Below are 23,213 nucleotides of genomic sequence, written 5' to 3'. Positions count from 1 at the left end.
GATCGAGGTAGCACTGCGCCGGTTACGCAGCCGGCAGGTGACGACCCCAGGGTGTTCTCCTTGCCTCACCGCATTGGGCGGGAGGCTTTATAACCCGTAAGGAGCTACTATGCGTCATTACGAAATCGTATTCCTGGTTCACCCGGACCAGAGCGAGCAGGTGCCAGGTATGGTTGAACGCTATACCAGCGCTATCACCGAAAACGGCGGTACTGTTCACCGTCTTGAAGACTGGGGCCGCCGTCACCTGGCTTACCCGATCAACAAGATCCACAAGGCTCACTACATCCTGATGAATGTAGAGGCTACCGAGGAAGCACTGGCCGAGCTGACCACCAACTTCCGTTACAACGACGCGGTTCTGCGCAACATGGTTATCCGTATGGATGAGGCCGTGAGCGAAGAGAGCCCGATCATGAAGGCGGAGAAGGAAAACCGTGAGCGCAAGGCAGCACGTGCCGAGCGTATGGAGCGTCGCGAGAAAGAAGCGACGAAAGAAGACAAGCCTGCAAGCGAAGCTCCGGCTTCCGACGCTGAATAAGAGGAGCTGTAGTCATGGCACGTTTTTTCCGTCGTCGCAAGTTCTGTCGTTTCACCGCTGAAGGCGTAAAGCAGATCGATTACAAAGATCTGGACACCCTGAAGGCTTACGTTTCTGAAACCGGCAAGATTGTCCCGAGCCGTATCACCGGTACCAAGGCCAAGTACCAGCGCCAGCTGTCCTCTGCGATCAAGCGCGCGCGCTACCTGGCACTGCTGCCGTACACCGATGCCCACGAGAAGTAAGGCATCCTGTTTGGTTGATACGAAAGAAGCTATTTAACAGTGCGTGCCGTTGCTGAATTTTTAATGCGCGGGCGCCTGCAGGCGGCGATAGTCGCCATGCTGGGTATTCCGTTATTGAGCCCGGCAACCGTGGCGCTGGTAACACTGCGTCGCGGCATGACAGAAGGGTTGATGATCTTTTTATGGGCGCTGGCCCCGATCATCCTCTTCGGGGTCTTCATGGAAACGCCGGCCGCTGCAGTGTGGCTGGGTGCCATGCAGCTCGGGATTGTCCTGATCGGAGCCATGCTGTTGCGCAGCTCCGTGTCCTGGCAGACCGCGCTGGTCGGTATTGCCGTCGCCTCCGCTGTATGCGGCTTGCTGGCGATTGGTACCGAGCCCGAAGTGCTTACCAGGCTGTCCGCGCAGGCCATCGAGGATGCGCGCGAGACGCTCGGTGCGGAAGCCGACTCTGTCGACCTGGAGTCGCTGTTCAGTCTGACCTCCCTTGCGGGAGTGCTGGCCTGGGCGACGGCGCTGGCCTCTACCCTGGCACTCGTGCTGGGGCGCTGGTGGCAGGCATTGCTGTACAACCCGGGCGGTCTGGGTGGGGAACTGCGCAAGCTGCGCCTCAATCCGCTGCTCGCCGGCATTTGCATGCTGGCCTGGGTGTATTGCCTGGCGACCGAACCGGGGCTGGCTTCCTGGGGCCTGCTGGCGGCATTGCCGCTGCTGGTTGCGGGCCTGGGCCTGGCGCACTGGCTCGTGAAGCATCGCGGCTGGGGCGGTGGCCCACTGGTGGCGCTGTACATCTTCCTGGTGATACAGACGCTTCCGGTAACCGGGTTTCTGTGCGGTATGGCATTGATAGATAGCTGGAAAGATTTTCGCGGACTGACCCGCAAAACGGAGCAATAGCTCCGCGGTCGGTTCGCTCAAGAACTCAAAGAGAGGGTTTACGAGATGGAAGTTATTCTGCTCGATAAAGTAGGTAAGCTCGGTGGCGTTGGTGACCGCGTTTCCGTTAAATCCGGTTTTGGCCGCAACTTCCTGATTCCTCAGGGCAAGGCGGTTCCGGCAACTGCAGCAAATGTTGCTGAATTCGAAGCGCGTCGCGCTGAGCTGGAAAAGGCTGCCGCTGAGAAGCTGGCAGCTGCAGAAGCTCGCGCTGAGAAGCTGGCTGCACTGGAAGTGACCATCACTGCAGTGGCTGGTGACGAAGGCAAGCTGTTCGGCTCCATCGGCGCACGTGACCTGGCAGAGGCGATTACCGCTGCCGGCGAAGAAGTTGCCAAGGCTGAAGTGAAGCTGCCGGAAGGCACCCTGCGCGAAGTGGGCGAGTACGAAATCGACGTACAGCTGCACACTGACGTGCACGCTACCGTCAAGGTCAGCATCGTCGCCGAGTAATCGGAACGGTCTGATACGCGTGGTCGCACCGGGGCCTGCCCCCGGACGGCCAAGCGCGGTACAATCAGGCGCAGATTCCTACGGATCTGCGCCTTTTTTGTGCCCCGGGCCCTTGTGTGTGCCCGCTGGAACCCAGTTATCCGATCCAGTTATCCGATATAGCGCTATGACAGAAGAACTCCTGTTGGAAGAAGACACATCGACCGAGTCGGCCCTGCCACACTCTATTGAGGCCGAGCAGTCCGTGCTGGGTGGCCTGATGCTGGATTCCGGCCGCCTCGACATGGTGGCGGAGCAGCTCAAGGCGTCTGATTTCTTCTCCGGCAACCATCGCCAGATTTTCGAGGTGATGCAGGAGCTGGCCGGCGACGAGCAGCCGCTGGATATCGTCACCCTGTCGGAAGCCCTGGGCCAGCGCGAGCTGCTGGCGAGCGTGGGCGGTATTGCCTACCTGGCGGAACTCGCCGAAAACACCCCTTCTGCGGCCAACATTGCGGCCTATGCCAAGATCGTGCGCGAGCGCTCGACCCTGCGCCAGCTCATCTCTGCGGCAAACGAGATCAGCAAGTCCAGCTTCAACCCCGGTGGCCTTGGCTCGGATGACTTGCTGCAACTGGCGGAGCGCAAGGTTGCGGAGATCGCCGAAATTCGCCCCAAGGAGGGTGGCTTCTCAGGGGTGGATTCGCTGCTGAAGCAGACTGTCGAACGCATCGACGAGCTGTTCAAGGCAGAGGGCGATATCACCGGCCTAAGCACCGGTCTCAGGGACCTGGACGGTCGCACGTCCGGCTGGCAGCCCGGTGAGCTCATCATCCTGGCGGCGCGTCCCTCGATGGGCAAGACCGCGCTGGCACTGAACTTCATCGAGAGCGCCATGCTCAAACAGGACAAGCCGACGCTGGTGTTCAGTATGGAGATGCCGTCTGACAGCCTGGTGATGCGTATGCTGTCCTCCATTGGCAAGATCGATCAGGGTCGCATCCGTAACGGTAAGCTGCAGGATGACGATTGGCCCAAGCTGACAGCCGCGGTGCAGAAGATGAAGGGCAAGGGCCTGTATATCGATGACACCCCCGGACTGAGCCCGAGCGAGATGCGCGCGCGCACCAAGCGCGTGGTGCGGGACCACATCAACAAGCTGATGTCGGAAGACCCGAACCTGCCCCGCGAGGAGGCCGAGAAGCGTTCCATGCCCGCCATGATCATGGTGGATTACCTGCAGCTGATGCAGATTGCCGGCAGCACCGAGGGCCGTACCCAGGAAATCTCCGAGATTTCCCGCTCCCTCAAGGGCCTGGCGAAGGAATACAACTGCCCCGTAATTGCCCTGTCGCAGCTCAACCGCGGCGTGGAGCAGCGGCCCAACAAGCGCCCCATGAACTCCGACCTGCGTGAATCCGGTGCGATCGAGCAGGATGCGGATGTCATTCTGTTCATCTACCGCGATGAGTATTACAACGAGGACAGTCCCGACAAGGGCATGGCCGAGTTGATCATCGGCAAGCAGCGTAATGGCGAGATCGGCACTTGTCGGGCGGCTTTTATCGGCAAATACACCCGCTTCGACGACCTGGCGCCGGAATTCTACCCGGACGAATAATCCAGCTACCTCAACAAATCTCTGCGGCGATGTGGCATTGCAGCTACATCGCGCGGATGTGCTTTATTTTTAGTAACCCATTTGAAGTTGCGGCCCGCTGCGGCCCGCGACAATACCCAAGGAATTTTTTGTGTCACAGACTGAAGCTGCTGCTGAAAAGTGCGACATCGGCCTGATCGGCCTCGGCGTCATGGGCAAGAATCTGGCCCTGAATCTCGCAGACAACGGCTATCGTATCGCCGCATTCGACCTCGACCACCAGAAAATCGAGGACGCGATGGCGCAGGACAAGGCGGAGTCCGGCAAGGGCGGGCGTATTGTCGGCTGCAGCTCCTACACCGAGCTGCTGTCGCGCCTGACCGTGCCCCACATGATCGTGCTGTCGATCCCGGCCGGCGACATTGTTGACGATGTCTGCCACAAGCTAGTGGACGCCGGCATCAAGGCAGACGATATCATCGTCGATACCGGCAACAGCCTGTGGACCGACACGGTGCGGCGCGAAAAGCAGTACCGCGGCCAGTTTTTCTTTTTCTCCACCGCCGTATCCGGCGGCGAGGTGGGGGCGCGTTTCGGACCATCCCTGATGCCGTCCGGCGACCCCTATGCCTGGGCGCGCATCGAGCCGGTGTGGGAGGCCATTGCGGCCAAGGTGGACCCGGCCACCGGTAAGGCGATCGAGCGTTTCGAGCCGGGCAACCCGGTGAAGGAGGGCGAGCCCTGTGCGGCCTATATCGGTCCCAGCGGCGCCGGCCACTATGTGAAGATGGTCCACAACGGCATCGAGTATGCCGACATGCAGTTGATCTGCGAGGCTTACCACCTGATGCGTGCCGGCCTCGATATGAGCCCTGCCGAAATCAGCGACGTATTTGCGGAATGGAACAAGGGTGTGCTGGAAAGCTACCTGATCGAGATCTCTGCCGAGGTACTGCGCGAGGTCGACAGTGACACCAATGCCCCGCTGGTTGACCTGATCCTGGACAAGGCCGGCCAGAAGGGCACCGGCCTGTGGACCGCGGTGAGCAGTCTCGAGATTGGCAGTCCGGCGCCGACCATTGCCCAGGCCGTATACGCGCGCTCTCTCTCGACCCTGAAAGAGGACCGGGTGCTTGCATCGAAACTGTTGCAGGGTCCCGCAATCGACCAGGCGCTGGTGGCGGACAGGGACGCGGTTATCCAGAGCCTGCATGACGGGCTCTACTGTTCCAAGATCTGCGCCTATGCGCAGGGCTTCCAGCTGATGCAGATGGCGTCCGATGAACACGGCTGGCAGCTGGACTTTGGCAGCATCGCGAAAATCTGGCGCGCCGGTTGCATCATCCGCGCGGCTTTCCTGCAGTCCATCACCGAGGCCTACCAGCGCCAGGAAGACCTGCATAACCTGTTGCTGGACAGCTTCTTCGCAGAACAGATCAACAAGTACCAGGCCAACTGGCGCAAGTCGATTGCTAATGCAACCCTGCTCGGCATTCCCTGTGGCGCTTTCAGCAGCGCGCTGGCCTACTACGATTCGTATCGCTGTGAAACGTTACCGGCCAACCTGCTGCAGGGCCAGCGGGACTATTTCGGCGCACACACCTTCGAGCGCGTGGACAAGCCGCGCGGCAAGAAATTCCATGTCGAGTGGGGCCGGCCGGGCCGTCCCATGCGCCAGCTCTGAGCGCTGCGCATTCCCGCCAGTACCACCCCGGCCACCAGCAACAGCCAGTGGCCGGCGCCACCCGCATAACCGGGCCTGAACTGGATGTCGGCACTGTCAGGGTTGTCGCGCAGGCTCTGGGTAAACTGCCGTAACTGCTGCTGCAGGTTTACAGTCATGTCGTCAGCGGCGTGCTGGAAGCCCTCAAGGCTGTCTTCGCGTAGTGCCTCGGAAAGATTGACCGGGGTGGCGCGCCCCTTAACTGCGCTTACTCCCGGAGCACGGAACAGCATCCGGTTGCTGTTCATGTCGAACACTGCCGTGTCGAGCATCGTGCGGGTATCGTTTTTTTCGCCGCGTACCACATAGGCACCGATCACTGACCAGTAGGTAAAGGCGAGCGGCAATTGTAGCTGTGGCTTTTTTGCCTCAGTCACGGTGGTATTGCCGTGCGGGTACAGGTAGTCCATCACACTGCTGTTGTGATGGCTTCTGTTGCCGGCGCACTCGGAAACCAGAGGCAAGAAAAGAAAAAGCAGAAGTGTTACGCAGCCCCTCGGGCTCAGTTTTGGTCCGGACATGTTCGCCTCCTGCGGCAACGGAATATGCTGCAGCTTAAGGCGATAAGAAAAATCAGGCGCGGCCTCCCTGCCGCGTATCAGATACTGTACCCAAGGTGGTATCTACTGATACCGGATACGGATTTGCGGGGGCTGCGGCTAGCGGAATGCGCCCGCGCGATCGAAGCCCGGGTTCACCACCACGCGGTAACCGCGCTTGTGACGGTCCCACTTGTAGAAGGTGCCGTAGGCCACGTAGTAGTAACCATTGCGCCAGCGCAGGCGTGCAGCGCCGTCAGGCAGGCGGCGCACGGTCAAGCCGTAGGGTGGGCGCGCCACGACAAAGCCGCTGTAGTGGGGACGGTAATAAATGCCGGCGCTGTAATACAGCGGGCGGTTACCGATCCTGAAAGTCACATAGGAAGGCGGCAGCCGGCGATGGTAGTAGCCGTAGTGATAGTGGCTGGGGCGGTGGTATAGACCGCGGCCATAATGCTGTGGCGGGCGGTGGTATCTGCGCGGGTAGGCCCGATGGCGCGCCTGATAGCCGTAATAGTCCCTGTAATGATGGCCCGGGCGCACGTTAGGTCGATGGTGGTTGTAGTGCAGTGGCTTGGCACGATGACGGTGGCGCGGTGTTACCACGTTGCCGGGATGCACGTGCATCCGATGGCCGTAACCGGGATCTGTACTGAGCTGCTGAACCGGGTCAGAGACCCGGTCGGCCAGTGTCATGCCAGGCCAGAAAAAAAATGCGGACACCGCCGCAGCTGTGGTCAATTTCCACAGGCCGTTTTTCTTTGCCTGGCCGTTGTTAAAACCGGACATACTTCTCTCCTCCCGCACAACGTCAGCTGTTATGGCTACCGATTATCCTGGTGCTGCACTGAACCGGGCCTTAATGTGGCGGGAAATTTGTTGCACCTTTTTCATTGTAGAGTGCATCGGATCGACCACATTTCGAATCTCGGTCAGGCGTTAACCGAATATAAATTCGAGGACCGTTCAGCCATGGGAAAATTTTCTTGTCTATGCGCGTGAATGCGGTACATTCGCCGGCGTCTTATTGTTCCCGGCGAATTTCGCCGGTATTATCCGTCCCTGCGGCTGGTTAATTTTTGATCAGGCGCGTGCACGGGTACTGACCACAAGTTCGAATCTAGAGGGTGCCATGCAGGTTTTTCACCATATCGATACATTGCGCGCAGCTTTGGCTGAAGTGCGCCGCGCAGGCAAGCGCATCGGTTTCGTGCCGACCATGGGCAACCTGCACGACGCGCACCTGGAGCTGGTGCGCATCGCGGCCAGCGAGTGCGATGTGGTGGTGGTCTCCATCTTTGTAAACAGGCTGCAGTTCGGCCTGAACGAGGACTGGGACAAGTACCCGCGCACGCTGGAAGCGGACACCGGCAAGTTGCGTACCGTGGAATGCGACTTCCTGTTTTGCCCGGAGGAGTCCGAGGTCTACCCCAATGGCATGGATAACCAGACCCGTGTCGTATGTCCGACCATGACTGACGTTTTGTGCGGTGCCAGCCGCCCCGGCCATTTCGAAGGGGTCACCACCGTGGTGACCAAACTGTTCAATATCGTCCAGCCGGATAGTGCGGTTTTCGGGATCAAGGATTTCCAGCAGTTGGCTGTTATCCGGCGCATGGTGGAAGACCTGTGCATGCCGGTGCAGATTGTCGCCGCGCCAGTGCACCGTGAAGGTGATGGTCTTGCGATGAGTTCCCGTAACGGTTTCATTACCGATGAGGAGCGTCCGCGGGTGACGGTGCTGTACGAATCGCTACAGCTGGCGAAGCGGCAGATCGAAGAGGGCGAGCGCGACTTCGCCCGGATCGAGCGCGAGGCGAAAGCGCGTATCGAGCAGGCGGGCTTCCGTGTGGATTATTTTTCCGTGCGCAACAGCCGCACGCTGCAATGCGCGGCCCATGACGATCGCGAGATCACCGTGCTGGGCGCGATGTTTACATCCGGCGCACGATTGATTGACAACCTTTCCCTGGAGTTGCCGGCAGTTGCTGCCAGTTGAGTTCAGAAGGCACTGATGAGTGCCCGACCAAACCGGTTTTTTGCGGAGATGTCTATGCAAATTGAAATGCTGAAGTGCAAGTTGCACATGGCTGCGGTAACCCAGGCGGAGCTCTGGTATGACGGTTCCTGTGCGATCGATCAGGATCTTGTCGAGCTTGCGGGCCTGCGCGAATTCGAAAAAATCGATATTTACAATGTCAGCAACGGCGAGCGCTTTACTACCTATGTAATTCTCGCGGAGCGCGGCTCGGGTACCATTTCCCTGAATGGAGCGGCGGCGCGCAAGGTGCAGGTGGGGGATCGCGTGATTATCGGTTCCTACGCGTCATTCAGCGAAGCAGAAGCCGAAACTTACAAGCCAAAGCTTGTCTACCTCGACGAGCGCAACCAGGTCGTGCGTTCGACCAATACCATCCCGGTCCAAACCGATAGCACCGAGGCGCTGCCGCTCTAAATTCCGTCGATTCAGGATGGGCCCGGCCGGGGAAGCGCATGCAGAGGCCTTGCAGCGTGCTACCGTCTCAAATGCGCTTACCAACGGGGCCCGTAAACTCTACGAGGCGGGCGCCGGTAAGTGTTTTTGCAACAGCGCAGGGGCGCAAATGTTGCTGCAAACACTTTCCCTTGCCCGCCTGATAGCTCGATCTTATTCCTCGTAAATCGCGTAAAACTTCTTCGCGGTGCCAATACTTTCCCAAGTGCCCTCAAAGCCCGCCGGCATGCAGAATGCATCGCCCGCGCGAATAGTTTCGGCGTGGCCATCGGCATCCGTGATCACCGCCTCACCCTCAATCAGGTAGCAGAACTCATCCTCGGTGTAGCTGATGTTCCACTTCCCGGCATCTGAAGACCAGATGCCGCAGAAGAAGTTGCCCTTGGCATTGGTGAAGAAGTGCTCGGTCAGTTGCATTGGATTGCCGCTGACGAGCTTTTCCGCGGCCACCGGTCCGGATTCACGCTCGCCCTGGCCCTCGACGATACGCAGTAATTTCTTGGTCATGCTCTCACCTCCATAAAATGTGATCACATTATACCGGTGGCGGCGACGGGTGTCAGGCGGCGAGTTCCGCTTTTGCGCGCTCCAGTGCCGGCTCGCGCTGGTCGGTGGCTAGCGTCTCTGCGTACACAAAGCGCACGCTTTTAAGGCCGATGAACTGCAGGAACTGGCGGATAAAGGGCGACTGGTTGTCGTTTTCGGTATTGGCGTAGGCACCGCCGCGGGTGGCCATTATGGTTACCGGCTTGTCCTGCAACAGGCCCACAGGCCCCTCTGGGGTGTACTGGAATGTGCGGCCGGCGCGGGCCAGGTGATCCATCCAGCTTTTCAGCTGGGACGGTACGCCAAAGTTGTACATGGGCACGCCGATCACGATTTCATCTGCAGCTTCAATTTCTCCGATCAGCTGCTCGGACAGCGCCTGTACCGGGTTGCTGCTGGCCGCATTGAGCGCGTCGAAGCGCTCGCCATCGAGGTGCGGAATCGGCTCCGCGGCGAGGTTGCGCTGGGTGACCTGCTGCGGGCGTCTGGCCTGCAGCCAGTCGTCGAGCAGGCGGTTGGAGTTGGAATAATCGCCCAGGATACTGGTGCGAAGGACAAGAGCGTGCATGTCGGCCTACCTGTTCACAATATTTGATTGATAGGGCGAATATATACACTGGCCCTGAGCGGTAAAAACGGTATATTTTGATCTTCAGCAACAAAAAATTTGAATAACCGATGATTACCCTGGAAGCCCTGCAGGTACTGGACGCGATCGACCGGCGTGGCAGCTTTGCGGCTGCCGCCCAGGAACTCCATAAGGTGCCCTCGGCACTGTCCTATACAGTGCGCCAGCTGGAGGAAAACCTGGGGGTGGCGCTATTTGACCGCTCCGGCCAGCGCGCCCGTATGACGCCGACCGGGCGCATGCTGCTGGAGCAGGGCCGCGAACTGCTGCAGGCCGCGGATTTGCTCGCCTATCGCGCGAAGCAGGCCGCCAGCGGCTGGGAGCCGGCGCTGCGGGTTGTTGTAGAGGCGCTGTTGCCAATGGGCCCCCTGTGGCCACTGCTGGCGGAATTCTCCGAAGCGCATCCACAGGTGGAGCTGGAGCTGCGCGAGGAAGTGTTGAATGGCAGCTGGGAGTCACTGATGGACCAGCGCGCGGACCTGATCATTGGCGTGGCCCGGGAGGGGCCGCCGGGCCTGAAGGTGCAGCGCAGCGTACTCGGTCGCATCACCTTGCCGCTGGTGTGCGCACCACACCACCCTCTTGCCGGCCTGGCTGCAGAACAGCTGGATGAACATGCCTTTGCCGAGCACGCCCAGATCGTGTTGCGAGACAGTGCCCGACGCCTGGCGCCGGTGTCTGTCGGCCTGTACCGGGTGCGGCGGCGCATCCTCGTGGATCATTACGCCGCGAAACAGCAGGCCATAGAGCAGGGGCTGGGTTTCGGGACGCTGCCGCAGCGGCGTATCCGTGCGCAACTGGAAAGCGGTGCGCTGGTAGTTCTGCCGGTGCAGCGCCCGAAGCCGGTCACCCTGCATTGCGCCTGGGAGCGCGAGCGCGCCGGCAAGGGCCTGCGCTGGCTGGTGCAGGAGATTGAAAAACGCCAGCTGTTCGCTGCCTATCTGGATTGAGTGCGCAGTTTCCTGAGTGAGATAGCACACCGCCGGACGCGGCGCGTTTTTCGCTAGAGGGGGGCGGCGCGACTCGGTATGATGAAACAGGACAATTTTTGACAGCGTTGTCACTTGCGTGCCGGCACGGTATAAAGTCGGCCGAATACAGGAAAAACAATAATTCCAAGGGAGATCACCATGTCCGAGGTCTTAACGCGCCCGGTATCCGAGCAGGTCGCGTCCAGTGCCCACATTTCCGCCAGCAAATACGATGAGATGTACCGCCAGTCGGTAGAGCAGCCGCAGGCGTTCTGGACAGAGCAGGCCAACAGTTTCCTGCAGTGGGACAAGCCGTTTACGCAGGTGGTGGAAGAGGACCTCAACCGCGGCCATTGTGCCTGGTTTGCCGATGGCCAGCTCAACGTCACGGTGAACTGCATCGATCGCCACCTGCCGCAGCGCGCCAACCAGACCGCGATCATCTGGGAAGGTGACGATCCGGCGGACAGCGAGACCATTACCTACCAGCAGCTCAGTGACGAGGTGAACAGGCTCGCCAACGCACTGCGCGAGCGCGGCATCAAGAAAGGTGATCGCGTCTGTATCTATATGCCGATGATCCCGCAAGCTGCCTACGCGATGCTGGCCTGTGCGCGGGTGGGTGCGGTCCACTCGGTGGTGTTCGGCGGCTTTTCACCGGACGCGCTGAATAACCGCATCCTGGATTCTGACTGCACCCTGGTGATTACCGCCGATGAGGGCGTGCGCGGCGGCCGCACCATTCCCCTGAAGCAGAATGTCGACAAGGCGCTGGCGACCTGCCCGAACGTGCACAGTGTGCTGGTGGTCAAGCGTACCGGCGGCGATATCGGCTGGCACGCAGACCGCGATATCTGGTATCACGAGCTGGTAGACAAGCAGTCTACTGAGTGCGCCCCGGAATCCATGGGCGCAGAGGATCCGCTGTTTATCCTCTACACCTCCGGCTCCACCGGCAAGCCCAAGGGTGTGCTGCACACCACCGGCGGCTACCTGCTGATGGCAGCCATGAGCTTCAAGTACACCTTCGACTACAAGGAAGGCGATATTTTCTGGTGTACCGCAGACGTGGGCTGGGTAACCGGGCACAGCTATATTGTTTACGGCCCGCTGGCCAATGGCGCTGTCACCCTGATGTTCGAGGGCGTGCCAACCTACCCCGATGCATCGCGCTGCTGGCAGGTGATCGACAAGCACCAGGTAAACACTTTCTATACGGCCCCCACCGCGATTCGCGCACTGATGGGCATGGGCGACCACCACGTGACCAATTCCGATCGCAGCTCACTGAAGCTGCTGGGCAGTGTGGGCGAGCCGATCAACCCGGAGGCGTGGGAGTGGTATTACTCGGTGGTTGGTGATGGGCGCTGCCCGATTGTCGATACCTGGTGGCAGACAGAAACCGGTGCACACATGATCACGCCGCTGCCGGGGGCACACAACCTGAAGCCGGGTTGTGCCACCAAGCCGTTCTTTGGTGTGCAGCCAGTGCTGCTGGACGAAAAGGGCGAGGAAATTGAGGGCGCCGGTGAGGGCGCGCTGGCGATGAAGGCGAGCTGGCCGAGCATGATCCGCAGCGTCTACGGTGACCACCAGCGCATGGTGGATACCTACTTCTCCACCTTCAAGGGCTATTACTTCACCGGTGACGGCGCGCGCCGCGATGCCGATGGTGACTACTGGATCACCGGGCGTATCGATGACGTATTGAATGTTTCCGGCCATCGCCTGGGCACGGCGGAAATCGAAAGCGCGATCGTACTGCACCCGGCAACCGCCGAGGCCGCTGTAGTCGGGTACCCGCACGATATCAAGGGCCAGGGTATCTACTGTTATGTGATGCTGAAGGAAGGTTTCGAGCCGAGCGAGGAGCTGCGCAAGGAACTTATCGCCATGTGCAATACGGAGATAGGGCCGATTGCCAAGCCGGATGTGATCCAATGGGCGCCCGGTCTGCCGAAGACGCGCTCCGGCAAGATCATGCGTCGTATCCTGAGGAAGATTGCCTGCAACGAACTCGACAATCTCGGAGATACTTCCACTCTGGCGGATCCGTCAGTGGTGGATACCCTGATTGAGCATCGCGCCAATAAATGATCTGTATTTTTGACGCAGGAAAAAAAGCCGGGCATTGCCCGGCTTTTTTGCAATTCAACCTAGTGTGCTAAGGCTTCAGGCCATGCGCTTGATAAAGCTGCGCTTGCTGTCGTCGAACCAGTGGTGCTTGATGGCGGCACCAATGTGCACGGCGATGAGTGCCAGCAGTACATAGGGGATGGTCACGTGAATCTCGTGCATCAGGCCCCCCAGTTCCTTGTTCTTTTCAACCAGGGTCGGGAGCTCCAGGCCGAACATCTTGACCGCGCGTCCGCCGGCGTTGGACATCAGGTAACCGGACAGCGGGATGGCGAGCATCAGCATGTACATCAGGTGATGTGAGGCTACCGCGGCCTTCCGCGCGAGCCCTTCCACATAGTCAGGTAAAACCGGCTTGGCAGAAAACACCTTGATCACCACCCGCGCCAGCACCAGCAGCAACACCAGTGCGCCAAATGATTTGTGCAACGGGTAGAACACGGCAAACTTGGCCTCGACGGAACGATCCAGTCCTTCCATATACCAGCCGACGGCGATCAGGCTGAGGATCATGGCCGCAATAAGCCAGTGCATGACGCGCATTGGCAATGAATATTTCTGTGCTTGTGACATGTTTTAAACCCTCTGTGTTGCAATCCGTACCTGTGGGGTCGGCGCAGTTATTGTCATCAGTGCCCGATTATACCTATTAAGGATTACTCCGCATCGAAGACCTGTGTCACTAATGCCTCGAATTCCCCGCTCTGGCGGCTATCGCTCAGCTGCGGGTCCACCCGGATAAAGACCATCGAGTGCGAGCGCTCGGAGAGGGCGCGTTCAAGCCATTGCAGCCCGTCCGGCGTGCGGCCCAGTGCGAAATGCGCCTTGGCAATTTCGTAGGCAGGCAGGTATCCCCCGCTCTGCTGCAGTTCCGCCAGTAATGCGTCGGCTTCACTGTGATGCCCTGTCAGTGCCTGTACGCGAGCCAGCGCGGCAACGCTGATTGCACTGCGACCGGAGAGTGTTGCTGCCCGGTTCAAGTCTTCGATTGCGCGGTCATATTCCCCCCGCGACTCCCTCGTCAGGCCACGCCACAAATAGAGAAGCTCGAATTCCGGATCCAGTTCCTCGGTCAGGCGGAATTGCGCCAGGGCATCGTCGGTGCGACCAGCGTGGTACTGCACCCAGCCGAGCGCAGCATTGGCGATCAGCGAAAGGGGGTCGAGTTGGGAGGCGATCCGCATCTCCCGTTCGGCCTCCTCGAAGCGCCCGGCCGCAACCAGCAGGTTCGCATACCACTGGTGGGCTTTGGAGTAATCCGGGCTCAGCTCGATCGACTGCCTGAAGTGCGCTTCAGCCTGTTCGAAATCCCAGTCGTAGTAGAGGGTGACATAGCCCAGGTTTGCCTCTGCGGAAGCGCTTTTCGGGTCCAGCTGCAGGGCGCGGGTGGCCGCACCCTTGGCGCGCGTAAACGCTTCCTTGGGCGGGAGATAGTCGTAAAAGCCCAGTACCGCGAGCGCATCAGCCAGGCCGGCCCAGGCCGGGGCATAGTCCGGGGTCAGTTCGATGGCCTGCTCAAACAACTCTGCGGCCATTTTCAGGTCCTGCTCAGAGCGCTTGTGCCAGAAAAAGCGCCCCTTCAGGTAGGCATCGTAGGCAGCGGGATCTATCGCAACTGTTGCGCTGACGGCTGGCTGCCGGGGGGTGATTTCATCGGCGAGCGCGGAGGCAATCTCCAGTGCAACCTGTTCCTGCACCGCACTGAGGTCGCTGAGCTGGCGCTGGTATTGTCGTGACCAGGTCTGGAAGCCGTTGGTGGTCTCTATGAGGCGCACATTGATCGTCACCCGGTCCTGGTTGCGACGGACGCTGCCCTCCACCAGGGTCGCGGCACCCAGCAGCTGGCCGATTGCCTTCGCATCCTGTTGGGTGCCGGCGGCAGAAAAAGACGAGGTTCTGGAGACCACCCGCAGGCCCTGGAAACCGGACAGGCGGTCCAGTATGTCTTCCGCAAGCCCGTCGCTGAAGTAGTCCCGGGTATTGCTGCCCTGCGCGTTGTTGAAGGGCAGCACCGCAACGGTGATTCTCTGGTTGGTGCGGTTGTCGGGAAGATACTGCCAGAGCAACGCAGCCAGGATTGCGCTGAGCGTAGCGAAGGCGATCGTGCCCAGCGCGCCGGTCAGCCTTCGGGCCGGTTGCCGGGCTGACGTCGTGTCATCAGGGGCGGGTGGCGCCGCAGTATCATCCGTCATGACGGGTGCGATAAAGCGATAGCCGCGGCGGGGCACTGTGGCGATAAAGCGGGGGTTGCGTGCGTCATCATTCAGCAGGGCACGCAGTTTTCGGACCAGCGTATTCAGGTTGTCGTCCAGAATACCGGTCTGGTCTTGTGGCCAGAACTGCTCGAACAGTGCTTCCCGTGTCAGTAGCTGTCCGGGTTGGGAGGCGAGCAGGATCAGCAGGCGCAACGGTAAGTCCTGTGCGTGCGTGGGCTTTCCCCGGCGCTTCAGGGTAGGTGTATCTGTATCGAGTTCGAATTCATCGAAACGCAGTATGGCCATTTCCGGGTCCGCAGGTGGAGTGGGGCTGTCTGCAGGTACCTCGAGCGCAGTTCAGGTCTCGTCCTAACTTCCTGATTTAAAACGATTCTCCTGTTCAGGTAAAGATCAGCCCCGGTTCATTGCCCGATCCATGCATTCTGTCCTTTATTGGTTGCGACGCGGGCAATCGCTCGTGCATTCACCGGATTGGGAGAAAAAAGACATGCGTACCGTAACCTTGATTCTGGCTCTGATGATGACTTCAGGCCTTGCGTTCGCGGAACCAGCGAGCCAGTACATTATTGAGCGCAATATTCCAGGCGCAGAGAAAATGACGCCTGCTGAACTGAAAGCGATCTCGCAGAAATCGCGGGCTATCTTGGAATCGCTCGGCCCTGAGATTCAATGGCAGCAGAGCTATGTCACCGAAGGCAAGTTCTATTGTGTTTACACTGCGCCCAACAAGGAAATCATCGCGAAGCACGCGAAGATGGGCGGGTTCCCGGCAGACAAGATTGTCAAAGTCAGCGGGGTCATCGGGCCGCAAACGGCAGAGGATTGATGCGCGAAGCGGGAATCCACCGGCCCTTTCGGGCCGGTTTTTTCCGTGGGGGGATATCGATCTAGAGGATCAATTCCTTACGATGAGCAGGTCATACTTGGCCAGTTGGGGGATCGACTGGTGTAGCTTGGTTTCCAGTTCGTTGATCTGTTCCAGCTGCTCACACAAGCCATCTGCCCGCTCTTCAAGCACTTCTGCGCGTTCTTCCACATCGCGCTCCAGCTCCCTTTCCAGCTTTTCTGCACGACGCTCGATATTGCGCCCGCCGGTGAAGATCGCTTTCAGGATTTCCCAGCTCATGTCACCTGCGGCGCGCATGGCCAGTTTCTCAACTTCTTTCTCGAAATCACCTTCGACATGCTCTTCGATAAAGTCCTCGATACCGGCGTCGCTGAAGCGGTAGACCTCATTGTTGCCGTAGAAGCGCGCCTTGGCCTGCAGGTTGATCCGGTCCGCGGCGGCCTGCATGTCTTTGGCGATGGATTCGTCGTCTGAGAGGATCGCCAGCGCAATGGCGACGCCCGCTATGGCCACATCCACGGCGTCCAGGGCAATTTCCACCAGCTCGCGACTGCCCTTGTGCAGGGCGCGGCGGAAGCGCTCGAGCTGGATCTGCTGGCGCTCGGTAAGCGCGACCGGTCGGCCATCTACCACCAGCTCGCTGCCGGGCTGGATTGCGTACAGCTCCAGTGCACCGTCAGACACGGTTGCGAAGTCGGGGCCGATCTCTACTGCGTACTTGATATCGATCTCGCAGGACTCGCCATTGATACTGATGTCGTTCGGGTGCGCCATGGCTGCCGGCGCCGTTGCCAGGGCGCCTGCCAGAGAGAGGGCGAGAGCGGTGGTTTTCCACATAGTTGTATTCCGTCAATCCTGCCTGGAAGAGTTTGCTTACCTCCTATGACGCGCCAGCCTCCCGATCCGGATGCACCTGAATGGCCAAATTGTGATAATTTCCGCTCGGAACACACAAAAACGGGTGATTTATTGTCCAGCGTGGAATTTGCCTGGGACCTGCCGTCCCCTTATATAGAAACGGTGGTGGTGGAGCCGCAGCATGTCGACGGTTTGCAGCACACCAATAACGCCGAATATGTGCGCTGGTGCCAGCAGGTTGGCTGGGGCCACTCGGTGGCACTGGGAATTGATGTCGAGGAATATCAGGCGCGTGACCGGGGCATGGCTATTCGTCGCGGCGAGTATGACTATCTGCAGGCCACCCGGGCGGGGGACAGGCTGTTGCTGGGCACCTGGCTGGTGCACTGTGATGGCCGCCTCAATATCCGTCGGCGCTTCCAGATCATCCGTGCGGAAGATGCCGTTACGGTATTGCGCGGGCAATGGGATCTCGTGTGTATAGAATTGTCCAGCGGGCGCCCACGGCGCATGCCGCAGCGATTTGTGGATATCTACCAGCCGGCGGTCGCGGATCATCCCGCCGCCGCAGCGGAGTGACCAATGAACGATACCCAGACAGCCAATAGCGGTGCCCTCGAGGGCAAGACCGTCTTCATTACCGGCGCCAGCCGCGGTATCGGCCGCGCCATTGCCCTCAAGTGTGCGCATGATGGTGCCAACATCGTGATTGCCGCCAAGTCGGCAGAGCCGCATCCGAAGCTACCGGGCACGATATTCAGTGTGGCGGAGGAAGTAGAGGCCGCCGGCGGCAAGGCATTGCCGTTGCAGGTGGACGTACGCGATGAGGAACAGGTGCGGGCGGCCCTGGAGAAGGCTGCGCAGACATTCGGCGGCATCGATGCAGTGGTCAACAATGCCGGCGCCATCAGCCTCACCAGTGTGGAGGCCACCCCGCCAAAGCGCTACGACCTGATGCAGGATATCAACAGTCGTGCAGTCTACCTGACGGCACACCTGGCACTGCCCTACCTGCGCGAGGCCGCCAACCCCCACATCCTCAGCCTGTCGCCGCCGATCAACCTGCAGCCCAAGTGGCTGGGCCCGTTCGCGCCTTACGCGTTGTCAAAGTTCGGTATGACGATCCTGTCCATGGGCATGGCGGAGGAGTTTCGCGAGGCGGGCATCGCAGTGAATACCCTGTGGCCGCAGACGATTGTTGCCACCGCCGCCATAGAGTTTGCAGTTGGCGGCCGCGAGCTATTCGAGCAGAGCCGCAAGCCACCGGTGATGGCGGATGCTGCCTATGAGGTATTGAGCAGCGATGCGCGCGCCCTGACCGGGCAGCAGCTGATCGATGAGGCAGTGCTGAAGCAGGCCGGTGTCACCGATTTCCGGGGTTATGCCCACAACCCGGACAACGCTGACAAGCTGGCGATCGACCTGTTTCTGGATGAGTGATCAAGGATTATCCATAGCTGCGCACGCGGTCGCCGGTTGTCAATGTCAAAACTGCCTCTAGGGCCGCTGTGCGTCTGGCATGATGGCCCACCGGCAAATGTTTTGACATTGACTCCCCGCCACCGCGCTCAAGGCTGCAGGGACTGGCCGGAAACAAGTACATGCGCAGGGATAATGAAACGCTCGCAAATAAGAGGTAGAGGAAGTGAGTGACAACGAATCCGATCTGTTCAAGGCCGCCATGGGCGAAATGGGGGGCGTAAAGCGCATTCGCCCGGAGCGCCGTGTCGACCTCAAAAAAGAGGCACCGGAAAAAGCGAGCCTCAAGGCCAGGCGCGAGGCCGCCACCGCCATGACCGAGCAGGAGCTCAACCCGCTATCCGGTGAATTCGTTGAGCAGGTGGACCCGCGCGACCCAATCGAATTCAAGCGCGATGGCGTACAGAACGGTGTCTACCGCAACCTGCGCCTTGGCAAGTACACCGTCGATGCGCGCCTCGACCTGCACAACCACAGCGTCGACCGCGCGCGTAAAGCACTGTTCGAGTTTGTGCGGGATTGCCTGGATGCGGATATCCGCTGCGCCCTGATCACCCACGGCAAGGGCGAGGGCAGGCAGAACCCGGCGCTCCTCAAGAGCTGTATCAACCACTGGCTGCCGCAGCTGGAAGAAGTGCTGGCATTCCATTCTGCGCAGAAACAGCATGGCGGCATGGGTGCGACCTACGTGCTGTTGCGCAAGAGTGACAAGAAGAAGCTGGAAACCCTGGAGCGTCACCAGAAACGCCTGAAGTGAACGCGGACTTATCCACTGTGCAGGGTTACCCACCGATGCCGTGGATTAGCTTGTGGATAACAGGTTGAAAGTGCCGCCGAAGCCGCGCCCGCTGGGGGCTGTAGAAAGTCGCTCCAAATTTGCGCAGCTAGTCCTTGCGTGCGCGGAACACCAGCTGATGCCCATCGCGGCTGTGTAAAACCAGCTTTTCCCCGCTGATACTGACAATGGTGCTGGCGCCCAGCTGGTGGCGAAAACTGCGTGGCAGCTTGCCGTCGGTTTCATCCCCGCTGATACGGCTTGCTTTGGGCAGCGCCAGCCATTCCAGGGTGCCACTGGCGGGTATTGCCAGCTTGCCCACAATCGGGCTGGCACCATCACTGCCTTTCACCTGGCCCTTGCTGTTGCAGTAGAAATGCGGCCTGTCGCGCATCAGCTTACGCCAGCCAAGGCGCAATTCGTGATCCGGGAGGCTCAGGTCCTCGAGCAGCCAGTGTCGTTCACAGACATCCGCCAGTGTGGCCGGACGCGCCTGCGTCGCCGTGCCACCCTGTGTGCCACAGCCCCCGAGCGTGACAATAAGCAACAGCGCACAGATTTGCCGGGGCGATTTCAGAATTGGCCAAATGTACAATCGGTCTGCCTTCGGGTCTTCAAGCCGGGATGCGGTAACTGTGTTCATCGGGGCTCCCTGCCAGCCGCCCCGGGTTACCCACCAAAACGGTGGATGAACCTGTGGATAACCCATAGTAAAACGCCTGTGACCCAGAGGAACAGGCGCCTGCGGCAGGGTGCGCGAAATTTGCCCGCCCGTTTCAGGGCGAGCGGATGTATTCAATATAGTTGTTGCCGGATGCGTCCCGGAGCACCAGGCGCCCGCCATTCGCCTTGAGGTAAGCCTCCTGCGTGCGTGCCAGGGCCCGCAGGTAGGCGCTCTCCTGGTCCATCAGCTGCGGCGGCCCTGCCATCTTGGTCGAAACAAAGCTGTCGGTATTCCACAGCACCTGGCCACTGGGGGTGAGCTCGAGATTGCCGCGGTAACTGTTGAGACCGCTCTTGCCCATGGCGAGACCCTCGTCGTTGCACAGGAATGTGAAGCTGCCGGGTTGCTCCGGTTTGATGGCGTCGCCATCGACGCGCAGCAGGTCCAGTGCCCACTTTTGCCCGCACACTTCGGTATTGCTGCCGGGCAGCTGGTTGACGAATGCATCGGCTGGCCCGTTAGTTGAACAGCCACCAAGCCAGGCTGCCAGTAGCGGTAGTATCAGAATGCGGGGGTTTACCATGGCCGAATCCTCCCTGACCAACATCGGTAAATGCGATACGGCGCGACTCTCGGACAAGTCATGCGCCCTGCTGTAAAGCCTAGACGCACAACTCGTTGCAGTGTCGAGCGCGGCGCCAAGCTGATTGAAGCGCCGTCTATGTGGCGCGTATCTGTCGGTTGTTGTGCTGTCTGCTGGCTAGGCTCAGAGGAGGCGGGAGGGTTTTTCCCGCGGTACCTGGATCCAGCGAGCATGATGCGAAGAACCAAGATTGTTGCGACTCTCGGCCCGGCCTCGGACAGACCCGATATTCTCGACAAACTGATCGAGGCCGGTGTCGATGTGGTGCGCCTGAACTTTTCCCACGGTACGCCCGACGACCACCGCCAGCGCGCGGTTGCCGTGCGCAGCGCCGCTGCCAAGGCGGGTCGTTATGTCGCAATACTCGGCGACCTGCAGGGGCCCAAGATCCGGGTGGGGAAATTCCTTGAAGGCGCGGTGCAACTGCAGGAGGGAGAGGATTTTGTTCTGGACCCGGAGGCGGTGCCGGGACAGGGTGATGAGCATCAGGTTTCGGTGGATTACAAGGACCTGTACCGCGACTGTCGCCCCGGCGACACGCTTTTGCTGGACGACGGGCGCCTGCGCCTCAGCGTGGAATCCATACAGGGGCGCGCGCTGCATACGCGGGTGCTGGTGGGCGGGCGTCTGTCCAACAACAAGGGCATCAACCGCCTCGGTGGCGGCCTTACCGCGCCCGCACTGACGGACAAGGACCTGCAGGACATCAAGCTTGCGGCGGAACTGGACCTCGATTATCTCGCGGTTTCCTTTCCCCGCGACGCGGCTGATATGCAGTGTGCTCGCGCATTGTTGCAACAGGCCGGCGGCAATGCGCACCTGGTGGCAAAAGTAGAGCGCGCCGAAGCCGTGGCAGATCCGGATCACCTGAATGAACTGATCCTCGCCTCTGACGTGATCATGGTTGCACGCGGCGACCTCGCCGTGGAGATCGGCGATGCCGCCCTCATGGGGGTGCAGAAAGACCTGATCAAGCGCGCTCGCTCCCTCAACCGGGTCGTGATCACCGCGACCCAGATGATGGAGTCAATGATCGAGAGTCCGGTGCCCACCCGCGCCGAAGTCTGCGATGTCGCCAACGCCGTGCTCGATGGCACCGACGCCGTCATGTTGTCTGCGGAAACTGCAGCGGGCCGCTACCCGGTGGAAACAGTACGCAGCATGGCTGACGTGATTACCGGTGCGGAAAAACATCATATCGCGAAGAAGTCCACCCACCGCATCAATTCGGATTTCGAAGCGGGCGACGAGTCCATCGCCATGGCCGCGATGTATGTCGCCAATCATTTTCCGCGGGTACGCGCGATCATCTGCCAGACCGAAACTGGTAACACCGCATTGTTGATGTCGCGGGTACGTTCGGGCATGCCAATCTATGCGTTTGCCAGGCACGCACGCACCTGCGGCCGGGTGGCGTTGTACCGCGGCGTCGGCCCGGTACTCTTCCAGAATGAAAGGCTAAGCGGAGTTGAGCGGGACGAGCGCGCGATTGCGATACTCAAGGAGCAGGGTGTGATAGAGCGCGGCGACTATGTGCTGGTCTCACGTGGATACAACCAGGACATTGGTGGCAGCACGGATACACTGCGCGTGGTTCAGGTCCGATAACTTCGAAGGTGGCTTTGCGGCCCGCGCTTGGTGGATTCTCTTTGTCGGGCGCACAGTAATTTTGAATGTCCTTGTGTCGAGCGATTACTCAGGCAGCCTGGTGATAAATAATTTCTCAGGCGGCGCGGGGCGCAAAGCCATTCGAAATTATTCTTCACCAGGCTGCTCACGAGCCCAGTTTGTCAGGGTCCGCTAGCCGCTGCCCCCACCAGGTCCGCGCGTACGCAGCGCACCAGCGTCTTGGTCTCCAGTTCCTGGGAAATACAGCGGAACTGGTGGCCATTGTAAGTGATACTTTCCGGAATTCGTGAGTCTCCCTCCGGCGCGCTTGTTGCCGTTGTGGAACAGGCGGTAACTCCTGTTACCAAGGCCGCAATGTGCAAAATGCAAATCAACTTTCGCACTGCGTTTACCCCTTGTGTTGTTCTGTACTCAGGGTAGTTGAAAAGCGTGCCGCGTGCGAAGATTTGCGCCAGTCCGGGCCTGTCCCGGTAGGGAGGGCTCAGGCAGAGAATGCCCGGAGCAGCACCACGCAAGCCGCCATGCTGCACAGGAACAAAAGGGCCGGGCGCAGCCACTCCGGCCGGAAATGCCCGCGCAGTTTGTAAGCCGCGGTGAAGCCGATAATGCCACCGAGCGCCATATAGCCACCGGCCTGCCAGTGCTCCGCCTGCATCAGGCCACTACTGCTCAAAGTTGTCAGGCCGACGATATTCGCCGCGGTAAAGAAACCGGCCAGGTTGGCGCGCAGCCGGCCGGCCTGCTCATGCTGCAGCATCAGTGCCATGGGCGGACCATTGATGGCCGAGGTGGTGCCCATGATGCCGGCCACGCAACCGGCGGCGAACATTTTGTTGCGCGTGGGCGTGATATGCAGATGGCTGATACTGATCGCCACTGCCAGCAGGATGGTGCCCGCGAAAAAAATCGATAACGCCTGTTGCGGCAGCAATTTCAGTAACAGCGCACCCACGATACTGCCCGGCACCATGCCAATAATCGCGGCACCCAGCTCGCGAAAGCGCAGGCCGCTGCGGTTGTACCAGGTGTTGAGCATGGCCACGACCAGTGAAGATGCAAGAATCGGGCCCGGTACCAGTTGCGGGTGCACCAGAAACAGCAGCGGTGCCGCCACCAGCGCCTGGCCGAAGCCCACCAGGCTCTGCACCAGCGCGCCAAGCGCAACGGCCGAAGCGGCGAGTAATATCTGGGTGGTAGTGAGGTCCATCGCGAGGGTTTACTTCCAGTCTTCGAAACACGGCAGCGATAACCGGTTCCGCATTTCAAAAACGCATAAAGACATCCCTGTCGCTCCGGCGCGCACGTCCATGT

Annotated in this window: 25 protein-coding genes; 15 read left to right on the top strand and 10 right to left on the bottom strand. The window is 60.0% G+C overall.

Going from position 1 to position 23,213, the window contains the following annotated elements:
- The first annotated feature begins 109 nt into the window (after window positions 1-109).
- The 6 genes from rpsF to gnd all read left to right on the top strand — a co-directional run bounded on the left by rpsF (window position 110) and on the right by gnd (window position 5,438).
- Window positions 110-541 carry a 30S ribosomal protein S6 gene (gene rpsF, locus QSJ80_RS00895; RefSeq protein ID WP_285762384.1) on the top strand — a complete coding sequence of 144 codons (432 nt, stop codon included), beginning with the start codon at window positions 110-112 and terminating at the stop codon, window positions 539-541.
- Window positions 542-555: 14 nt separating this feature from the next.
- Window positions 556-786 carry a 30S ribosomal protein S18 gene (gene rpsR / locus QSJ80_RS00890; protein WP_285762383.1) on the top strand — a complete coding sequence of 77 codons (231 nt, stop codon included), beginning with the start codon at window positions 556-558 and terminating at the stop codon, window positions 784-786.
- Window positions 787-849: 63 nt separating this feature from the next.
- Window positions 850-1,683, top strand: a complete 834-nt coding sequence (locus QSJ80_RS00885; RefSeq protein ID WP_285762382.1) for a hypothetical protein — start codon at window positions 850-852, stop codon at window positions 1,681-1,683.
- 45 nt (window positions 1,684-1,728) lie between these two features.
- On the top strand, window positions 1,729-2,175 hold the full coding sequence (rplI, locus tag QSJ80_RS00880) for a 50S ribosomal protein L9 (RefSeq protein WP_285762381.1): 447 nt from the start codon (window positions 1,729-1,731) through the stop codon (window positions 2,173-2,175).
- A gap of 166 nt (window positions 2,176-2,341) precedes the next feature.
- On the top strand, window positions 2,342-3,775 hold the full coding sequence (gene dnaB / locus QSJ80_RS00875) for a replicative DNA helicase (RefSeq protein ID WP_285762380.1): 1,434 nt from the start codon (window positions 2,342-2,344) through the stop codon (window positions 3,773-3,775).
- Window positions 3,776-3,905: 130 nt separating this feature from the next.
- On the top strand, window positions 3,906-5,438 hold the full coding sequence (gnd, locus tag QSJ80_RS00870; protein WP_285762379.1) for an NADP-dependent phosphogluconate dehydrogenase: 1,533 nt from the start codon (window positions 3,906-3,908) through the stop codon (window positions 5,436-5,438).
- Here gnd and QSJ80_RS00865 read toward each other — a convergent pair.
- Window positions 5,339-5,998 (bottom strand): hypothetical protein, encoded by a 660-nt coding sequence (locus QSJ80_RS00865; protein ID WP_285762378.1) that lies wholly within the window; start codon window positions 5,996-5,998, stop codon window positions 5,339-5,341. The two genes, gnd and QSJ80_RS00865, sit on opposite strands and share 100 nt — an antisense overlap.
- 138 nt (window positions 5,999-6,136) lie before the next feature.
- Window positions 6,137-6,805 (bottom strand): DUF6515 family protein, encoded by a 669-nt coding sequence (locus QSJ80_RS00860; RefSeq protein WP_285762377.1) that lies wholly within the window; start codon window positions 6,803-6,805, stop codon window positions 6,137-6,139.
- Between the two features lie 343 nt (window positions 6,806-7,148).
- Here QSJ80_RS00860 and panC point away from each other — a divergent pair, with 343 nt between their 5' ends.
- Both panC and panD read left to right on the top strand, forming a co-directional pair.
- Window positions 7,149-8,015 carry a pantoate--beta-alanine ligase gene (panC, locus tag QSJ80_RS00855; RefSeq protein ID WP_285762376.1) on the top strand — a complete coding sequence of 289 codons (867 nt, stop codon included), beginning with the start codon at window positions 7,149-7,151 and terminating at the stop codon, window positions 8,013-8,015.
- Between the two features lie 54 nt (window positions 8,016-8,069).
- Window positions 8,070-8,471: an aspartate 1-decarboxylase gene (gene panD, locus QSJ80_RS00850; RefSeq protein WP_285762375.1), complete on the top strand. Its 402-nt coding sequence runs from the start codon at window positions 8,070-8,072 to the stop codon at window positions 8,469-8,471.
- A 192-nt stretch (window positions 8,472-8,663) separates the two neighbouring features.
- Here panD and QSJ80_RS00845 read toward each other — a convergent pair whose 3' ends face one another.
- Window positions 8,664-9,017, bottom strand: coding sequence for a cupin domain-containing protein (locus QSJ80_RS00845; RefSeq protein WP_285762374.1), 354 nt, complete (start codon window positions 9,015-9,017; stop codon window positions 8,664-8,666).
- A gap of 52 nt (window positions 9,018-9,069) precedes the next feature.
- Window positions 9,070-9,624 carry an FMN-dependent NADH-azoreductase gene (locus QSJ80_RS00840; protein ID WP_285762373.1) on the bottom strand — a complete coding sequence of 185 codons (555 nt, stop codon included), beginning with the start codon at window positions 9,622-9,624 and terminating at the stop codon, window positions 9,070-9,072.
- Between the two features lie 110 nt (window positions 9,625-9,734).
- On the opposite strand from QSJ80_RS00840, the gene QSJ80_RS00835 reads away from it, so the two are divergent.
- Both QSJ80_RS00835 and acs read left to right on the top strand, forming a co-directional pair.
- Complete coding sequence (locus tag QSJ80_RS00835) at window positions 9,735-10,634, top strand: LysR substrate-binding domain-containing protein (RefSeq protein ID WP_285762372.1); 900 nt, start codon at window positions 9,735-9,737, stop codon at window positions 10,632-10,634.
- Window positions 10,635-10,814: 180 nt separating this feature from the next.
- A complete protein-coding gene (gene acs / locus QSJ80_RS00830) occupies window positions 10,815-12,752 on the top strand; it encodes an acetate--CoA ligase (protein WP_285762371.1) in 1,938 nt (645 codons plus the stop codon).
- 75 nt (window positions 12,753-12,827) lie between these two features.
- Here acs and QSJ80_RS00825 read toward each other — a convergent pair whose 3' ends face one another.
- On the bottom strand, window positions 12,828-13,364 hold the full coding sequence (locus QSJ80_RS00825; protein WP_285762370.1) for a cytochrome b: 537 nt from the start codon (window positions 13,362-13,364) through the stop codon (window positions 12,828-12,830).
- Between the two features lie 83 nt (window positions 13,365-13,447).
- Window positions 13,448-15,292 (bottom strand): winged helix-turn-helix domain-containing tetratricopeptide repeat protein, encoded by a 1,845-nt coding sequence (locus QSJ80_RS00820; protein ID WP_285762369.1) that lies wholly within the window; start codon window positions 15,290-15,292, stop codon window positions 13,448-13,450.
- A 202-nt stretch (window positions 15,293-15,494) separates the two neighbouring features.
- Between QSJ80_RS00820 and QSJ80_RS00815 the strand changes: the two genes are divergently transcribed.
- The gene (locus tag QSJ80_RS00815) at window positions 15,495-15,833 is read left to right on the top strand and encodes a DUF4242 domain-containing protein (RefSeq protein ID WP_285762368.1); all 339 of its coding nucleotides are present in this window, start codon (window positions 15,495-15,497) and stop codon (window positions 15,831-15,833) included.
- A 69-nt stretch (window positions 15,834-15,902) separates the two neighbouring features.
- Here QSJ80_RS00815 and QSJ80_RS00810 read toward each other — a convergent pair whose 3' ends face one another.
- Window positions 15,903-16,691, bottom strand: a complete 789-nt coding sequence (locus QSJ80_RS00810) for a DUF2884 family protein (protein WP_285762367.1) — start codon at window positions 16,689-16,691, stop codon at window positions 15,903-15,905.
- Window positions 16,692-16,832: 141 nt separating this feature from the next.
- Here QSJ80_RS00810 and QSJ80_RS00805 point away from each other — a divergent pair, with 141 nt between their 5' ends.
- From QSJ80_RS00805 to smrA, 3 genes are all read left to right on the top strand, one after another.
- The gene (locus QSJ80_RS00805) at window positions 16,833-17,291 is read left to right on the top strand and encodes an acyl-CoA thioesterase (RefSeq protein ID WP_285762879.1); all 459 of its coding nucleotides are present in this window, start codon (window positions 16,833-16,835) and stop codon (window positions 17,289-17,291) included.
- A 3-nt stretch (window positions 17,292-17,294) separates the two neighbouring features.
- Complete coding sequence (locus QSJ80_RS00800; protein WP_285762366.1) at window positions 17,295-18,152, top strand: SDR family oxidoreductase; 858 nt, start codon at window positions 17,295-17,297, stop codon at window positions 18,150-18,152.
- Between the two features lie 205 nt (window positions 18,153-18,357).
- Window positions 18,358-18,948, top strand: coding sequence for a DNA endonuclease SmrA (gene smrA / locus QSJ80_RS00795; protein ID WP_285762365.1), 591 nt, complete (start codon window positions 18,358-18,360; stop codon window positions 18,946-18,948).
- A gap of 127 nt (window positions 18,949-19,075) precedes the next feature.
- Here smrA and QSJ80_RS00790 read toward each other — a convergent pair whose 3' ends face one another.
- Both QSJ80_RS00790 and QSJ80_RS00785 read right to left on the bottom strand, forming a co-directional pair.
- Window positions 19,076-19,609 (bottom strand): hypothetical protein, encoded by a 534-nt coding sequence (locus QSJ80_RS00790; protein WP_285762364.1) that lies wholly within the window; start codon window positions 19,607-19,609, stop codon window positions 19,076-19,078.
- Between the two features lie 133 nt (window positions 19,610-19,742).
- Entirely contained in the window at window positions 19,743-20,213 is a 471-nt protein-coding gene (locus QSJ80_RS00785) for an META domain-containing protein (RefSeq protein ID WP_285762363.1), read from the bottom strand.
- 231 nt (window positions 20,214-20,444) lie between these two features.
- On the opposite strand from QSJ80_RS00785, the gene pyk reads away from it, so the two are divergent.
- Window positions 20,445-21,881: a pyruvate kinase gene (gene pyk, locus QSJ80_RS00780; RefSeq protein ID WP_285762362.1), complete on the top strand. Its 1,437-nt coding sequence runs from the start codon at window positions 20,445-20,447 to the stop codon at window positions 21,879-21,881.
- 502 nt (window positions 21,882-22,383) lie between these two features.
- Here pyk and QSJ80_RS00775 read toward each other — a convergent pair.
- The gene (locus QSJ80_RS00775; RefSeq protein WP_285762361.1) at window positions 22,384-23,109 is read right to left on the bottom strand and encodes a sulfite exporter TauE/SafE family protein; all 726 of its coding nucleotides are present in this window, start codon (window positions 23,107-23,109) and stop codon (window positions 22,384-22,386) included.
- Window positions 23,110-23,213 lie beyond the last annotated feature (104 nt).

Origin of the sequence: Biformimicrobium ophioploci, assembly GCF_030270605.1 — a bacterium.
GTDB lineage: Bacteria > Pseudomonadota > Gammaproteobacteria > Pseudomonadales > Cellvibrionaceae > Biformimicrobium > Biformimicrobium ophioploci.
The sequence above is the reverse complement of the archived record's forward strand: the minus strand, read 5'-3'. Positions and strand labels throughout refer to the sequence as shown.

Coding starts and splice junctions, on each gene's coding strand:
- QSJ80_RS00825 (WP_285762370.1), bottom strand. CDS start 13,364: ATGTCACAAGCACAGAAATATTCATTGCCAATGCGCGTCATGCACTGG.
- QSJ80_RS00790 (WP_285762364.1), bottom strand. CDS start 19,609: ATGAACACAGTTACCGCATCCCGGCTTGAAGACCCGAAGGCAGACCGA.
- pyk (WP_285762362.1), top strand. CDS start 20,445: ATGATGCGAAGAACCAAGATTGTTGCGACTCTCGGCCCGGCCTCGGAC.
- QSJ80_RS00860 (WP_285762377.1), bottom strand. CDS start 6,805: ATGTCCGGTTTTAACAACGGCCAGGCAAAGAAAAACGGCCTGTGGAAA.
- QSJ80_RS00835 (WP_285762372.1), top strand. CDS start 9,735: ATGATTACCCTGGAAGCCCTGCAGGTACTGGACGCGATCGACCGGCGT.
- QSJ80_RS00815 (WP_285762368.1), top strand. CDS start 15,495: ATGCGTACCGTAACCTTGATTCTGGCTCTGATGATGACTTCAGGCCTT.
- QSJ80_RS00865 (WP_285762378.1), bottom strand. CDS start 5,998: ATGTCCGGACCAAAACTGAGCCCGAGGGGCTGCGTAACACTTCTGCTT.
- QSJ80_RS00885 (WP_285762382.1), top strand. CDS start 850: ATGCGCGGGCGCCTGCAGGCGGCGATAGTCGCCATGCTGGGTATTCCG.
- rpsF (WP_285762384.1), top strand. CDS start 110: ATGCGTCATTACGAAATCGTATTCCTGGTTCACCCGGACCAGAGCGAG.
- acs (WP_285762371.1), top strand. CDS start 10,815: ATGTCCGAGGTCTTAACGCGCCCGGTATCCGAGCAGGTCGCGTCCAGT.
- rpsR (WP_285762383.1), top strand. CDS start 556: ATGGCACGTTTTTTCCGTCGTCGCAAGTTCTGTCGTTTCACCGCTGAA.
- QSJ80_RS00845 (WP_285762374.1), bottom strand. CDS start 9,017: ATGACCAAGAAATTACTGCGTATCGTCGAGGGCCAGGGCGAGCGTGAA.
- QSJ80_RS00800 (WP_285762366.1), top strand. CDS start 17,295: ATGAACGATACCCAGACAGCCAATAGCGGTGCCCTCGAGGGCAAGACC.
- rplI (WP_285762381.1), top strand. CDS start 1,729: ATGGAAGTTATTCTGCTCGATAAAGTAGGTAAGCTCGGTGGCGTTGGT.
- QSJ80_RS00785 (WP_285762363.1), bottom strand. CDS start 20,213: ATGGTAAACCCCCGCATTCTGATACTACCGCTACTGGCAGCCTGGCTT.
- dnaB (WP_285762380.1), top strand. CDS start 2,342: ATGACAGAAGAACTCCTGTTGGAAGAAGACACATCGACCGAGTCGGCC.
- QSJ80_RS00840 (WP_285762373.1), bottom strand. CDS start 9,624: ATGCACGCTCTTGTCCTTCGCACCAGTATCCTGGGCGATTATTCCAAC.
- QSJ80_RS00775 (WP_285762361.1), bottom strand. CDS start 23,109: ATGGACCTCACTACCACCCAGATATTACTCGCCGCTTCGGCCGTTGCG.
- QSJ80_RS00820 (WP_285762369.1), bottom strand. CDS start 15,292: ATGGCCATACTGCGTTTCGATGAATTCGAACTCGATACAGATACACCT.
- panD (WP_285762375.1), top strand. CDS start 8,070: ATGCAAATTGAAATGCTGAAGTGCAAGTTGCACATGGCTGCGGTAACC.
- QSJ80_RS00810 (WP_285762367.1), bottom strand. CDS start 16,691: ATGTGGAAAACCACCGCTCTCGCCCTCTCTCTGGCAGGCGCCCTGGCA.
- panC (WP_285762376.1), top strand. CDS start 7,149: ATGCAGGTTTTTCACCATATCGATACATTGCGCGCAGCTTTGGCTGAA.